Origin of the sequence: Brevundimonas sp. LjRoot202 (assembly GCF_964253355.1) — a bacterium.
Lineage (GTDB): Bacteria > Pseudomonadota > Alphaproteobacteria > Caulobacterales > Caulobacteraceae > Brevundimonas.
Window position 1 is genome coordinate 20,515 of the sequence record NZ_CAXUQW020000005.1, and the last position, 13,276, is coordinate 33,790.

A 13,276-nucleotide genomic window follows, 5' to 3' on the forward strand; every position below is an offset into this window, starting at 1 on the left:
ATCTTGACCGGCTCAGCTTCGCGTCGTGGACCGCAATGCGCGGGCCCGCCGGGGTCGCGCGAGATTGTCCGGCATGGCTTCCTGGAACACTTTCCGGAAGCGGTCCCGGCGTTCGTGGATGGAGGCCAGCACCAGTCCCATCGGCACCCCCAGATCGACCAGGGTGTTCTCGGCCAGCTGCAGGGCCGCCTCGGTGGTCTCGGGCACGGCGTCGGTGACGCCCAGATGGTACAGCCGCTCGGCGTGGCGTTCGTCGCGGGCGCGGGCGATCAGGATCAGGTCCGGCCGCAGCTGGCGCGCCGTCCGGACCACCTCGTCGACCTTGGCCGGCGCGTCCATGGTCACGATCACGGCGCGGGCGGTGTCGACGCCGCACAGCTTCAGCATCTCGGGCCGCCCGGCGTCGCCGTAGAAGACGTTGGCGTGTTCGGCGCGGCCCTTGGCGACCGTGGCGGGATTGGAGTCCACCGCCAGATACGACTGGCCGTGCTCGGCCAGCATCTCGCCGACCAGACGCCCGACCCGGCCGAAGCCGACGATCAGCACCTGGTTCTCCGCGCCGACGGGCTCCAGCGCCTCCTCCGGCAGGTCGGGCCGGGCCGTGTCGACCCGCCGCGTCAGGCGGTCGGCGATCAGGGCCATCAGCGGGATGGTGAAGATGCTGATCGTCGCAGCCAGCATGACGGTGCGGGTGAACGCCGGCGAGGCGATGCCCTCGACCAGGCCGGCCCCGAGGATGACGAAGGCGAACTCGCCCGCCGGGCCGAGCACCAGCGCCGTCTCGATGGCGGTGCGGTTCTTGACGCCCCACAGCCGCGCCGCGCCGTAGATCAGCGCCGCCTTCAACAGGGTCAGGGCGATGGCCAGGCCGAAGACGCCGCCCGGGTCGGCGGCGACGGCGTCCAGGTCCAGCCCGATGCCGACGCCGACGAAGAAGACGCCGAGCAGCAGGCCCTTGAACGGCTCGATCGACAGCTCGACCTCGCGCCGGAACTCGGTCTCGGCGAGCAGCAGGCCGGCGACGAGCGCGCCCAGACTCATCGACAGGCCGGCCGCCTGGGCCGCGAGGCCGGCGCCGACGACCACCAGCAGGCTGGCGGCGACGAACATCTCCTGTCCCTGACCGCGCGCCTTGGCCCGGGCCACCGAGCGGAACATGGGCCGCAGCACCAGCCGGCCCAGCACCACGATCAGCGCCAGGCCGACCGCCGCGGGAACCAGCGTCAACAGCGCGGGTCTCAGGACCGACGGGTCGAACTCGCCCGCCGGCGTGGCGCCGGCCAGGGCGGTGGCGGCCATGACCGTCACGGTGATCAGGATCGGCGCCACCGCCAGGTCCTGCGCCAGCAGGACGGAGAAGGTGGTTCGGCCGGCCGCGCCGCCCAGCTTGCCGCGCTCGGCCATCACCGGCATCACCACCGCGGTCGAGGACAGGGCGAAGCCCATGCCCAGCACCGCCGCCGAGACCAGCGTCTGGCCCATCAGCATGAACAGGGCCGCGAGCGCCACGGTGCACAGGGCGACCTGGGTGAGGCCGAGCCCGAACACCAGCCGGCGCATCGACCTGAGCCGCTCCCACGACAGTTCGAGCCCGATCATGAACAGCAGGAAGGCGACGCCCAGTTCGGACAGCGAGCGGATCTGGCCGGCGTCGGAAATGGTCAGCCACGCCAGCCACGGCGCGGTGTCGGCGAGGCGCGCCAGCCCGTCGGGGCCCAGCAACACGCCCGCCGCGAGGAAGCCGAGAATCGGGCTGATCCTCAGCCGGTTGAACAGCGGCACCATGACGCCCGCCGCGGCCAGGAAGACCACCAGATCCTTGTATTCGCCGCCCGCGCCGCCGTGTCCTGTCATCCGCCCTCCGCGCCGTTCAGCCTACAGGCTGAAACGCCCTTCTGTCCGGGATTCCGTCGCTTCATGACAAAAAATTCAGGCGACAGACCCCGCCCCGCGCGTAGGGTCTCGGCCGACCTTCCGGAAAGCGAAGTCAAGTCGAGGGAAACCCACATGAAGAAGCTGCTTATCGGCGCCGCCGTCGGCGCCCTGCTCCTGCCCGCCGCGCCTGTCATGGCCCAGCATTTCGCCGCCGACGGTCACGACCATGCCTGCGTCGACGAGGCCTGCACCGTCTTTGAACTGTTCCAGACGCCCGAACAGGGCGCGACGGTCATGGGCTACCAGGGCATCGAGACGCCGAAGTACGGAACCTGGGGCTTCGACCTGAACGGCCGCGACACCTCGGTGTCCCCGGGCGACAGCTTCTTCCGTTACGCCAACGGCGCGGCGCTGGACGAGCTGCAGATCCCGTCCGACCGCACCAGCTACGGCTCGTTCAACCTGCTGCGGGAACTGTCGGACAACCGCGTCAAGGTGATGATCGAGGGCCTGACCGCGCGCACCGACCTGGCTCCCGGCTCCGACGAGCAGAAGATCGCCGACGCCTATCGGGCCTATATGGACGAGGCCCGCATCGAGGCGCTCGACGCCCAGCCGCTGCAGCCCTTCCTCGCCGCCATCCGGGCCGCCGACACCCACGAAAAGGCCGCCGTCTACATGGGCGAGACCCAGGGCCGCATCGGCGGTTCGATCTTTGGCACCGGCATCTCCACCGACCAGAAGGCCCCGACCCGCTACGTCGTCTCGACCGGTCAGTCCGGTCTCGGCCTGCCCAACCGCGACTACTATCTGGAAGAGCGTTGGGCTGAGAAGAAGGCTCTGTACCGGGCCTATGTCGAGCGCATGCTGGAAATGATCGGCTGGGAGGACCCGGCCGCCAACGCCGACGCGATCCTCGCCTTCGAGACCCGCATCGCCGAGGCGCACTGGACTCCCGTCCAGAACCGCAACCGCGACGAGACCTACAACGAATACACCATCGCCCAGCTGGCCTCTGAAGCCCCCGGCTTCGCGTGGCAGGACTACTACTCGGCCATCGGCGTTGGCGACGTCCCGCGCCTGATCGTGCGTCAGGACACGGCCATGCCGAAGATCGCGGCCATCTACGCCGAGACCCCGATCGAGGTGATCCAGGCGTGGCAGGCCTTCCACACCACCGACGACGGCGCCGGCCTGCTGTCGCGCCGCTTCGCCGACGCCCAGTGGGAGTTCCGCTCGCGCGACCTGAACGGCCAGCCGATGCAGCGCTCGCGCGACAAGCGCGGCATCAGCTTCGCCGAGGGCATGCTGGGCGAGGCCGTCGGCCGCCAGTATGTGGCCGAATACTTCCCGGCCGAGTCCAAGGCCAAGATGGAGGATCTGGTCGCCAACCTGCGCACCGCGCTGGGCGCCCGCATCAACACCTACGACTGGATGAGCGACGAGACCAAGGCCGCGGCCCAGGAGAAGCTGGCCAAGTTCACGGTCAAGATCGGCTATCCGAACAAGTGGCGCGACTACTCCGAGCTCGAGGTTCGCCCTGACGACCTGTTCGGCAATGCCGAGCGCGCCGGCCTGTTCCGGTGGAACTATCAGCTGAACCGCCTCAACGAGCCGGTCGACAAGGAAGAGTGGGGCATGACCCCGCAGACGGTGAACGCCTACTACAACTCGACCAACAACGAGATCGTCTTCCCGGCCGCCATCCTGCAGCCGCCGTTCTTCGATCCGGACGCCGACCCGGCCGTCAACTACGGCGGCATCGGCGGCGTCATCGGCCACGAGATCGGCCACGGCTTCGACGACCAGGGCTCCAAGTCGGACGGCGACGGCGTGCTGCGCAACTGGTGGACGCCCGAGGACAAGGCCAACTTCGAGGCCCTGACCGCCCGTCTCGGCGCCCAGTACGACGAGTTCGAACCGCTCCCGGGCTTCAAGGTCCAGGGCGCCCTGACCATGGGCGAGAACATCGGCGACGCCGCCGGCACGGCGGTGGGTCTCGAGGCCTATCACCTGTCGCTGAACGGACAGCCCGCGCCGGTGCTGGACGGCACGACCGGCGAGCAGCGCTTCTTCTACGGCTGGGCCCAGGTCTGGCAGTCCAAGTACCGCGACGACGCCCTGCGCAACCAGGTCGCCACCGATCCGCACAGCCCGGCCGAGTTCCGCGTCATCGGCCCGGTGCGCAACATCGACGCCTGGTACGAAGCCTTCGATGTCCAGCCCGGGTCGAAATACTACCTTGCCCCGGAAGACCGCGTCCGCATCTGGTAGGACCAGGGTCAGACCAACGGCGAAGGGCCGGAGCGGCGACGCTCCGGCCCTTTTTCATGGGCGCCCGGGCCAACGCCGATCGAGGCGTCGGCTTCCGTCTGATCAGGCTGACGACGCCCTGATGAGAGGAATAATCGCTTCAGCCCGCGGGATACTTTTGCGACAACTCCGAAGCACGGTGATCGACGGCGCACTTTCGCGCCGTAAAAGGACGCAGCGCATGAAAACGTTTCTCAAGGGGACGCTTCTCGTCGGCCTGATCACCGCCGGGGTCGGCACAGCCGCCTATGCCCTGCAGGCGAACCACGGCTTTAGTCCCGCCTCACTGGACGCCGACGGCGACGGGGTCATCTCGACGACCGAGCTCGACACGCACGCCGATCTTCTGTTCGCCCGGACGGATCAGGATCATGACGATCACCTGTCCGCCGACGAGCTCCGCGCCCTGCATGCGATGATGCCGGCCGGCGCGCCGATGGATCACGCCCGGGACCATGCCTCGGCCCCCGTGACCCGCCAGGCGTTCCTCGCGGCCCTGCGCAGCCATGCGACGCGGATGGATGCGGACCGGGACGGCCGGTTGACCGTGGCCGAGCTGGGCGCCGCGATGCAGGGCGGCCATGGTCACTGAATGCGGAAATCCGGCGACATGACCCGGGGCGGGGACACGGCCCTGCCGGGGCGCACCCTGCCCCGGGTCATCGTCGTCGAGGACGAAGGCGACATCCGCGAGCCCCTCGCCCGGTATCTGACGCGCAACAGTTTCCGGGTGACGGCCGTCGGCAGCGCCGAGGCCGCCCGCGGCGCGCTCGCGGCGGGCGGCTGCGACCTGCTGCTCGTGGACATCATGCTGCCGGGCGAGGACGGCCTGTCGCTGACGCGTCAGGTCCTGAGGACCACCGACATTCCGGTGATGCTGGTCACCGCGCGCACGGAAATGGCCGACCGGTTGACCGGGCTCGAGCTCGGCGCCGACGACTATATCTGCAAGCCCTTCGACGCGCGCGAGCTGGTGGCGCGGATGCGGACAGTCCTGCGTCGCGTCCGGCGGACCGCCGGGACCGTCGACGCTGCGGCTTCGCACCGCTTCACCTTCGGCGACTGGACGCTGGCGACGGACACGCGTTGCCTGCGCCGTGGCGCGGAGGCGCCCCGGCCCCTGACGACCGGAGAATACCGGCTGCTTCTTTCGCTGGTCAGCCGCCCGGGGCGCGTGCTGAGCCGAGATCAGCTCCTCGAACTGACCGCCGGCCGCGACGCCGAGCCTTTCGACCGCAGCATCGACAACCAGATCAGCCGGCTCCGGCGCCGACTGGAAGACGACCCACGCAACCCGCGCTGGATCAAGACCGTCTGGGGCGCGGGCTACATGCTGGACGCGAAGGTCACCCGGACATGAAGCTGCGCCTGCCCGCACCGTCCCTGCGGGCGCAGCTGCTGCTGATCGCGGTCGGCGGCTTCGTCGTCGGCCATATGCTGAACTGGATGCTGGCGAGCGGCCTGCGGCATCTGCATGGGGGCTATCATCTGTTCATGCCGGTCAGCGTGCTGACCTTTCTCGCCCTGCTGGCGACGGTGGCCTGGCTTGCGGCGCGCGTGACCCGGCCGCTTCAGCGGCTGACGGAATCCGCCGACCGGTTTTCGGGCGTCGAGCCCCTGCAACCGCTGGAGCCCGAGGGCCCGCCCGACATGCGGCGCGCCATCGAGGCTTTCAACGGGCTCAGCCAACGCATCTCGGACTTGCTGGGCGAAAAGGACCAGATGCTGGGCGCGCTCGGCCACGACCTGCGCACCCCGCTCGCCTCGATGAAGATTCGGGCGGCCGGCATGCGGCCCGTCGAGGAGCGGACCGCCCTGTTCTCGACCGTGGACGGCATGGAGCGGATGATCGACGATATCCTGACCCTGGCGCGAACCGGTCGGTCAGCCGAACCCGTGACACAGGTCGACGTCAGGGCGCTCGTTCTCGGGATCGTCGGCGAGTTCACGGCCCAGGGCGCCACGGTCGAGCTGGAGCCGGGTCAGGACATCATCTGGCCTCTCAGACCAGACCTTCTGACCCGGGCCGTCAGAAACCTCGTCGACAACGCCGTCCGATATGCGGGAGGCGCGCGGTTGAGTTTGGCCGCCGATGGCCAGTGTCTGGTCATCCTCGTCGACGATGACGGTCCGGGGCTGCCCGAGGATCAGCTCGAGCACGTCCTTCGGCCCTTTTCGCGTCTGGACCAGTCGCGGAACCGCGCAACGGGCGGGGCGGGCCTGGGTCTGGCGATCGCCATGTCTATCGCGCGCCTTCACGGCGGAAACGTCGAGCTCAGAAACCGCGCGGCCGGGGGTCTGGCGGCGGCCCTGCGGCTGGCCCGCGCCCCGCCGGGAGAAACCTGACCGCCCCACTCGCCGGACCGCCCGGAGTCCGGCCGGATCGGCCTGATCGGCCCCCTGAGCTCCGGGCACGAAAAAGCCCGCCGCGGGGGATACATCGCGGCGGGCTTCTTTCGCTCTCTACGGAGCGGACGTTTCCTCCCCGAAACGCCTCCGAAAGATCGCTGCGCCGAGGCGTTGCGGCTTTCGAGTGCTCGGAGAATGACGGCATTCCAACGGTCAAGTCAATGAAGTCGCAGCCGAAACGGCCCGTTTTCATCCCTTATCAATGATAACTCACGCATCCGTGTCCGGACGATCCGTGATCCGCCGCACGACGGCCACGAGGTCCGCCCGGGCGGCCACAACCTGTCCGGGACGCTCGGCCTTCCACGCCTCGTTGTCGGTGATTTCGGCGGCCCGCGCGCGTCCGGCGTCCAGATCCTTGACGGTCACCTGGCCGGCCGCGATTTCGTCGCCGCCGAGGATCACCACCGCCGGCGCGCCGCGGCGGTCGGCGTATTTCATCTGCGCCTTCATGCCGGCCCGGCCGAGGTAGAGCTCGGCCGCGATCCCGGCGTTGCGCAGCTCGGACACGGCGTCGAGGTAGTGCTGCATGTCGGTTTCGGAAAAGACGATCACGACCACCGGCCCGCGGGACGCGTCCTCGCCGCCTCGGCCGGCGGCGCGCAAAGCCGACGCCAGCCGGGACACGCCGAACGAGAAGCCGGTCGCCGGCAGCCGTTCGCCGGTGAACCGCGCCACCAGGTCGTCGTAGCGCCCGCCCCCGCCGATCGAGCCGAAGCGCACCGGCCGGCCCTTGTCGTCGGTGGTCTCCAGCAGCAGTTCGGCCTCGAACACGGCCCCGGTGTAGTACTCCAGCCCGCGCACGATGGTCGGGTCGAAGCGCACCGAGGCCTGGCCGACCTTCATCGCGCCCAGCGCCCGGTCGATGGCGGCCAGTTCGGCCAGAGCCGCCTCGCCCGCGGCGCCGATGTTTCCCGACCGCGCCACCGCGTCCAGGGTTTCGGCCCGCGAGGCCTGCCCGTCTCCGGCCGAGGCCAGGAACCCCTCGATGGCGGCGACGACCGCCGGGGGTAGCCGCGCCCCCTTGGTGTAGTCGCCGGAGTCGTCCAGCCGCCCTTCGCCGAGCAGGGCGGCGACGCCCTCCCAGCCCAGCCGGTCGTATTTGTCGATGGCCCTGAGCGCGGTCAGCTTCTGACCCGCGTCCTCGATCCCGCCGGCCTCGAACAGGCCGTCGAACAGCTTGCGGTTCGAGACCCGGATCACCGCCTGGTCGGCGGACAGGCCCGCCGCCTGCAGGCCCTCGCAGGCCATGGCGATGATCTCGGCGTCGGCCTCGGGCCGGTCCGAGCCGACGGTGTCGGCGTCGCACTGCACGAATTCGCGGAAGCGGCCGGGGCCGGGTTTCTCGTTGCGCCACACCGGGCCGAAGGCGTAGCGGCGGAACGGTTTGGGCAGGGTCTCCCAGTTCTGGGCCGCGAACCGGGCCAGCGGCGCGGTCAGGTCGTAACGCAGCGCCATCCACTCGCCGTTCCCTTCGGCGTCCGGATCGTCCTGAAGGGCGAAGACGCCCTCGTTCGGGCGGTCGGCGTCGGGCAGGAATTTGCCGAGGGCGTCGGCGTATTCGAAGGCGCCGGTGTCCAGCGGCTCGAAGCCCCAGCGCTCGTAGACGGCGGACACCCGCGTCACCAGCCGGCGCTCGGCGATCAGGTCGCGGCCGCGGCGGTCGGCGAACCCCCGCGGGCTGCGGGCTTCGGGTCGGATGGGAGCGTCGGTCATGCCGCGCTTCCTAGAGGAGCGCGGGGCGAGGGTCGAGGGGCTCGCCCGAAGCTCAGACCGAGACCGGGTCGGCCAGGCCGACCGCCGCCGTCGTCTTGCGGATCGGCACCCACCGCCGATAGGTCAGGCAGCGCCATCCCCACTCCAGCGGTCCCATCTGGAACACCGACAGCCACAGCGGCGACCAGATCAACTGGGCCGCCCAGACCCCGCCGATGACCATCCACATCTCGGGCCAACCGATCTGTCCGTACCAGCCCAGGCCGCGACCGCCGTAGAAGATCGTCGTCATGATCAGCGTCTGGGTCAGGTAGTTGGTGAAGGCCATGCGGCCGGCGCAGGCGAGGGGATGGAGGATCGGCTTCAGCCCGAACCGCGCCAGCAGGATCAGGCCGCTGGCGTAGGCCAGCGAGGCCAGGGGCGCGAGGAAGGTGTTGAAGAGCCGGGTGTTGGTCTCGGCGAAGGGGAAGCCGGCGGCGATGACCTCGGCGGAGTCGCGCCAGACCAGCCAAAGGGCCGCAGCGCCCACGGCGACGAACAGGCCATAGACCCAGGTGGGCGACCGACCGGCGAGCACTCCCGCCTTGAACAGGCCCATGCCGATCATCATCAGCGCCGCCGTCGCCGGCAGGAAGGCGATCAGCATGAAGGGCGAGACGCCGACCCACTCCCGCATCAGGTGCAGGGTCACGGACACGGCGTCGCCGCGGAAGGGCGCGATCATCGCCTGCACCTTGGCCGGATCGTCGATCCAGCCCGCGCCTTCCATGGCCTGGGCCAGGGTGTCGGGCGGCGCGTGGGCCAGCATCGACATCATGCCGACGTAGAGGGCCGAGCAGATCACATTGAGGCTGACGCCGGCGATCAGCAGGCGGCGCGCGCTCCATGAGCGCACCAGCATCACGAACACTCCGGTCCAGGCGTAGAGCAGCAGGATGTCGCCGAACCAGAAGGCGAGCCCGTGGATCAGGCCGAAGACCGCCAGCCAGAACAGCCGGCTGCGCAGCAGCTTGCCGCGCGCCTTGTCCGATCGCTCACCGCCGATCAGGAAGATCGAGGCGCCGAACAGCATCGAGAACAGGGTGCGCATCTTGTCTTGGAAGAAGACGTGCATGATCTGCCAGCCCTGCGCCGCCTCGGCGTCGAACCCGGGCTGAAGCGGCGGGTTGCTGAACACCACATGGGGCCAGGCGAAGGTCATGGCGTTGGCGGTCAGGATGCCCAGAACGGCCAGGCCGCGGACGACGTCGAGGCTGAACAGGCGGTCGGCGGCGCGGACCGGCGCGAGCGCCGCTTGCGGTTGGGACGGTTCGACGGCGGCCATGGCGTTTTCCCCCACTCAGGCGAGGGGCAGCTTGGCCCCAACGGCGGCGGCGTCAAACTGAATTCGCTGTAACCGTCAGGCCGGGCGCGGCTCAGTCCGGCTCGCGTTCGCCCATCAGGCCCAGCCGGTCGCGCACCTCCGGCTGCGGCCGGAAGGCGATGAAGGCGGCGCACAGGCCGGCCCACAGGGCGTAGCTGACGCCGACCAGCACCGCGATCGAAAGCCCGCCGACGCCATAGATCAGCAGCGAGGTCTCGCTGCCGCCGACCGCCTCGCCGACGTTGGCCGCGCTGAACCACTGCAGCACCGCCTGCACCAGGGCGAACACCGCGCCCAGCGCCGCCGCCAGCAGGCCGCCGTAGAACATGAAGCGCCAGATCACCCCCAGCCGGGTCGCCGGCCGTCCGGTCCGTCGCCGCTCCTTGTCCAGCAGCCACAGGCCGCCGGGCACGGCCAGCAGGCCGATGAACAGCACCAGAAGCCGCCAGTCGAGCTCCAGCCCCGGCACCCAATTGCGCGGCGGCCACAACGGCAGGGTGATGAGCAGCGGCGGCCACAGCCCGCCCAGAATCGCCGCCAGCACGATGCGGTGCGGCTCGCGCCGCCACGCCACGCGCTGCTGGCCCGGGAAGTCCTCGGGACGCTCCAGCGGGGGCAGTTTCGGGCGGATCATCGGGTCGGCGCCGGCGTGTCGCCGGAATAGTCGTAGAAGCCGCGCCCGGACTTGCGTCCCAGCCAGCCGGCCTCGACGTATTTCACCAGCAGCGGGCAGGGCCGGTACTTGCTGTCGGCCAGGCCGTCGTAGAGCACGTTCATGATGGCCAGGACGACGTCCAGCCCCATGAAGTCGGCCAGCTCCAGCGGCCCCATCGGATGGTTGGCCCCCAGCTTCAGCGCCTTGTCGATCGACGCCACGTTCCCGACGCCTTCGTACAGGGTGTAGATCGCCTCGTTGATCATCGGCACCAGGATGCGGTTGACGATGAAGGCGGGGAAGTCCTCGGCGTTGGTGGTGGTCTTGCCCAGGCTCTCGGCGAAGGCCACGGCGATGTCGTAGGTCTCGGCCGAGGTGGCGATGCCGCGGATGATCTCGACCAGCTTCATCACCGGGGCCGGCTTCATGAAGTGCAGGCCGATGAAGCGCTCGGGCCGGTCGGTGGCCGAGGCCAGCCGGGTGATCGAGATGGACGAGGTGTTCGACGCCAGCAGCGTCGTCGGCCCCAGATGCGGGACCAGGTCGGCGAGGATGGCCTTCTTGACCGCCTCGTCCTCGACCGCCGCCTCGATGACCAGATCGGCCTTGGCCGCCTCGGCCAGGGACTTCGCCGGCCGGATCCGGGCGAGGGCGGCGTCGGCGTCGGCCTGGGAGGTCAGCGCGCGCGCCACCTGACGGGCCAGGCTGGCGGCGATGGCTCCCTGGGCCTGCGGCACGCGCTCGGGCGCGGCGTCGTGCAGGAGGACGTCATAGCCGCCCGCGGCGACGGCCTGGGCGATGCCCGCGCCCATCTGGCCCGCGCCGACGATGGCGACTGATCGGATCGTGGTCATGAAGTCCGGTGTACTGGCGGGCGCGAGGCCCGAACGGAGCGGCACCCTAGACGGCCTGCCGGGCGGCGCAAGCGCCCGCCGGCCTCCGCCGCTTCGCTCCGGTCCGCCTGTCGCCCCCCGGTCACGCCTAGCCCAGCACCTGGATCAGGAAGGGGGCGCTCATCTCGTTGAACAGAATGCGCAGGAAGTGGATCGCCAGCAACGCCACGATCGGCGTGATGTCCAGCCCGCCCAGCGGCGGAATGAACCTGCGGAACGGGGCGAGGATCGGCCCGGTGAGGGCGTCGAGGACCGACGCCACCTGGTTCACGAAGCGGTTGCGGTGGTTAATCACGTCGAAGGCGAACAGCCAGCTCAGGATGGCCGACAGTATGATCGCCCACGTCATGAGCGACAGGATGGTGTTGACCAGCCAGACGATGGCGGTGCCCATGAAACGGCTCTCCCGAAATGCAGCCCCGCTTCTAGCGCGTCGATCCGGCCTGTCCAAGGATTCGCGAGCCGGCGCGGCGATTGGCGCCGAACACCGTTGACACCACCGCCCCCCCGCTCGTATGTCGCGCCCTCGCCTGAACCCGACGTTCCAGTGGGTCCGGGGGGCCGTAGCTCAGTTGGTAGAGCGCGTCGTTCGCAATGACGAGGTCAGGGGTTCGACTCCCCTCGGCTCCACCATCCCGCTCCGCGCAGACGCGCCGGCGGGATCGGCGGGCGCCGTGGCGCCGGCCACACGATCGTCCCACGAAACCTGACAGCCGCATTCAGCCCGCTTGACGCCGAACGGTGTTTGGCGTGGAGTCCGTAACGGGCTGAACCACAGGAACTCCTTGGGGGAATCAATCACATGAACCGTCTCATCAGCGCGCTGGCGCTCGCCGCCACCCTCGCCATTCCCGGCGCCGCCGTCGCCCAGAATGCAAATCTGACCGCCAATTTCGGCGAGGTCCATCTCAGCGCCGGCTTCACGCCGGATCCGCACCGGGTCAGCCTGACCGCCGGCGGCTCGATCGACGCCTATACCGACACCGATCTGCCGGCCGCCTGCGTCGGGGACATCTCCGACGCGCCGGACTATGAGGTCACCTACGACGCCGGCTCGTTGCCGCTGGTGTTCCGCACCCGCTCGTCGACCGACACCACCCTGATCATCAACGGCCCCGACGGCCGCTGGTACTGCGACGACGACAGCTGGGGCGACGGCGACGCCGAAGTCCGTTTCAACCGCCCGTCCAGCGGCACCTACGACATCTGGATCGGCACCTTCAGCGGCGGTACGGCCTCGGCCGCCCTGCTGATCACCGAAACGCCGTAGCGCTCAGGCGGCGCGCGACCGCGTCGCGAGCGATAGCGCTCAAAAATGCGCCCCGACGGTCCGCCGTCGGGGCGTTTTCGTTATTGCTCCTCGTCGAAGCGCCGGCCGACCAGATCCGCCAGCGCCGCCACCGCCGCCTCGGCCTCGGCCCCCTCGGCGACGATCTCGATGCCGCAGCCGTTGCCCGCCCCCAGCATCAGCAGGCCCATGATCGACAGGGCGTTGACGGTCACGCCGTCGCGGGTGACGTGGACCTCGGCGTCGAAGCTGGAGGCCAGCTTGACGAATTTGGCGCTGGCCCGGGCGTGCAGCCCGCGGGTGTTGCAGATGTTGGCGGTCGCCGCCGCCTTGCCGGAAACGTCGCTCATTTCTCGCCCTGCAGGACCCAGCTGGCCACCGAGATGTATTTGCGCCCGGCGTCCTGGGCGTGGGCGACGCAGGCCTGCAGCGGTTCGCGCCCGCGCACGCTGGCCAGCTTGATCAGCATCGGCAGGTTCAGTCCGGCGATGACCTCGGCGTGGGTCTCCTCCATCACCGAGATGGCCAGGTTCGAGGGCGTGCCGCCGAACATGTCGGTCAGCAGGATGACGCCGTCGCCGTCGTCCACGGCGCGCGCGGCGTCGACGATGTCGCGCCGGCGGCGCTCCATGTCGTCCTCGGGGCCGATGCAGATGGCGGCGACGCCGCGCTGCGGCCCGACGACATGCTCCATGGCCGACAGGAATTCCGAGGCCAGACCCCCGTGGGTGACGATCACCAGGCCGATCATGAAGGCTTCACCA

The 13,276-nt window shown here is 69.7% G+C and carries 13 protein-coding genes and 1 tRNA gene; 6 read left to right on the top strand and 8 right to left on the bottom strand.

From position 1 onward, the window contains the following. Nucleotides 1–12: 12 nt before the first annotated feature. On the bottom strand, nucleotides 13–1,854 hold the full coding sequence (locus ACSQ1L_RS10385; RefSeq protein WP_435994637.1) for a cation:proton antiporter domain-containing protein: 1,842 nt from the start codon (nucleotides 1,852–1,854) through the stop codon (nucleotides 13–15). 153 nt (nucleotides 1,855–2,007) lie between these two features. On the opposite strand from ACSQ1L_RS10385, the gene ACSQ1L_RS10390 reads away from it, so the two are divergent. From ACSQ1L_RS10390 to ACSQ1L_RS10405, 4 genes are all read left to right on the top strand, one after another. After that, the gene (locus tag ACSQ1L_RS10390; RefSeq protein WP_435994640.1) at nucleotides 2,008–4,149 is read left to right on the top strand and encodes a M13 family metallopeptidase; all 2,142 of its coding nucleotides are present in this window, start codon (nucleotides 2,008–2,010) and stop codon (nucleotides 4,147–4,149) included. A 220-nt stretch (nucleotides 4,150–4,369) separates the two neighbouring features. Then, on the top strand, nucleotides 4,370–4,780 hold the full coding sequence (locus tag ACSQ1L_RS10395) for a hypothetical protein (protein ID WP_435994642.1): 411 nt from the start codon (nucleotides 4,370–4,372) through the stop codon (nucleotides 4,778–4,780). Further along, complete coding sequence (locus ACSQ1L_RS10400; RefSeq protein ID WP_435994644.1) at nucleotides 4,781–5,548, top strand: response regulator; 768 nt, start codon at nucleotides 4,781–4,783, stop codon at nucleotides 5,546–5,548. It begins immediately after the preceding gene. After that, a complete protein-coding gene (locus ACSQ1L_RS10405; RefSeq protein ID WP_435994646.1) occupies nucleotides 5,545–6,534 on the top strand; it encodes a HAMP domain-containing sensor histidine kinase in 990 nt (329 codons plus the stop codon). Before ACSQ1L_RS10400 ends, ACSQ1L_RS10405 begins: the two co-directional genes overlap by 4 nt. Nucleotides 6,535–6,807: 273 nt before the next feature. On the opposite strand, the gene hisS is transcribed toward ACSQ1L_RS10405, so the two are convergent. The 5 genes from hisS to ACSQ1L_RS10430 form a co-directional block, all read right to left on the bottom strand. Beyond that, on the bottom strand, nucleotides 6,808–8,313 hold the full coding sequence (gene hisS, locus ACSQ1L_RS10410) for a histidine--tRNA ligase (RefSeq protein WP_435994648.1): 1,506 nt from the start codon (nucleotides 8,311–8,313) through the stop codon (nucleotides 6,808–6,810). A 52-nt stretch (nucleotides 8,314–8,365) separates the two neighbouring features. After that, on the bottom strand, nucleotides 8,366–9,637 hold the full coding sequence (locus tag ACSQ1L_RS10415; RefSeq protein WP_435994650.1) for a DUF418 domain-containing protein: 1,272 nt from the start codon (nucleotides 9,635–9,637) through the stop codon (nucleotides 8,366–8,368). Between the two features lie 91 nt (nucleotides 9,638–9,728). Then, nucleotides 9,729–10,310 carry a phthalate transporter gene (locus ACSQ1L_RS10420; protein ID WP_435994652.1) on the bottom strand — a complete coding sequence of 194 codons (582 nt, stop codon included), beginning with the start codon at nucleotides 10,308–10,310 and terminating at the stop codon, nucleotides 9,729–9,731. Next, nucleotides 10,307–11,185 carry a 3-hydroxybutyryl-CoA dehydrogenase gene (locus tag ACSQ1L_RS10425; RefSeq protein ID WP_435994654.1) on the bottom strand — a complete coding sequence of 293 codons (879 nt, stop codon included), beginning with the start codon at nucleotides 11,183–11,185 and terminating at the stop codon, nucleotides 10,307–10,309. The genes ACSQ1L_RS10420 and ACSQ1L_RS10425 overlap by 4 nt, the downstream gene beginning before the upstream one ends. A gap of 127 nt (nucleotides 11,186–11,312) precedes the next feature. Beyond that, nucleotides 11,313–11,618 (bottom strand): YggT family protein, encoded by a 306-nt coding sequence (locus ACSQ1L_RS10430; protein WP_435994656.1) that lies wholly within the window; start codon nucleotides 11,616–11,618, stop codon nucleotides 11,313–11,315. A 163-nt stretch (nucleotides 11,619–11,781) separates the two neighbouring features. Here ACSQ1L_RS10430 and ACSQ1L_RS10435 point away from each other — a divergent pair. Further along, a tRNA-Ala gene (locus ACSQ1L_RS10435) sits at nucleotides 11,782–11,857 on the top strand. Nucleotides 11,858–12,026: 169 nt separating this feature from the next. Further along, nucleotides 12,027–12,494 (top strand): peptidase S1, encoded by a 468-nt coding sequence (locus tag ACSQ1L_RS10440; RefSeq protein ID WP_435994658.1) that lies wholly within the window; start codon nucleotides 12,027–12,029, stop codon nucleotides 12,492–12,494. Nucleotides 12,495–12,574: 80 nt separating this feature from the next. Here the strand turns inward: ACSQ1L_RS10440 and ACSQ1L_RS10445 are convergent, their stop codons facing one another. Next, complete coding sequence (locus tag ACSQ1L_RS10445; RefSeq protein WP_435994660.1) at nucleotides 12,575–12,862, bottom strand: HPr family phosphocarrier protein; 288 nt, start codon at nucleotides 12,860–12,862, stop codon at nucleotides 12,575–12,577. Beyond that, nucleotides 12,859–13,263 carry a PTS sugar transporter subunit IIA gene (locus ACSQ1L_RS10450; protein WP_168045372.1) on the bottom strand — a complete coding sequence of 135 codons (405 nt, stop codon included), beginning with the start codon at nucleotides 13,261–13,263 and terminating at the stop codon, nucleotides 12,859–12,861. The genes ACSQ1L_RS10445 and ACSQ1L_RS10450 overlap by 4 nt, the downstream gene beginning before the upstream one ends. Nucleotides 13,264–13,276: the final 13 nt, after the last annotated feature.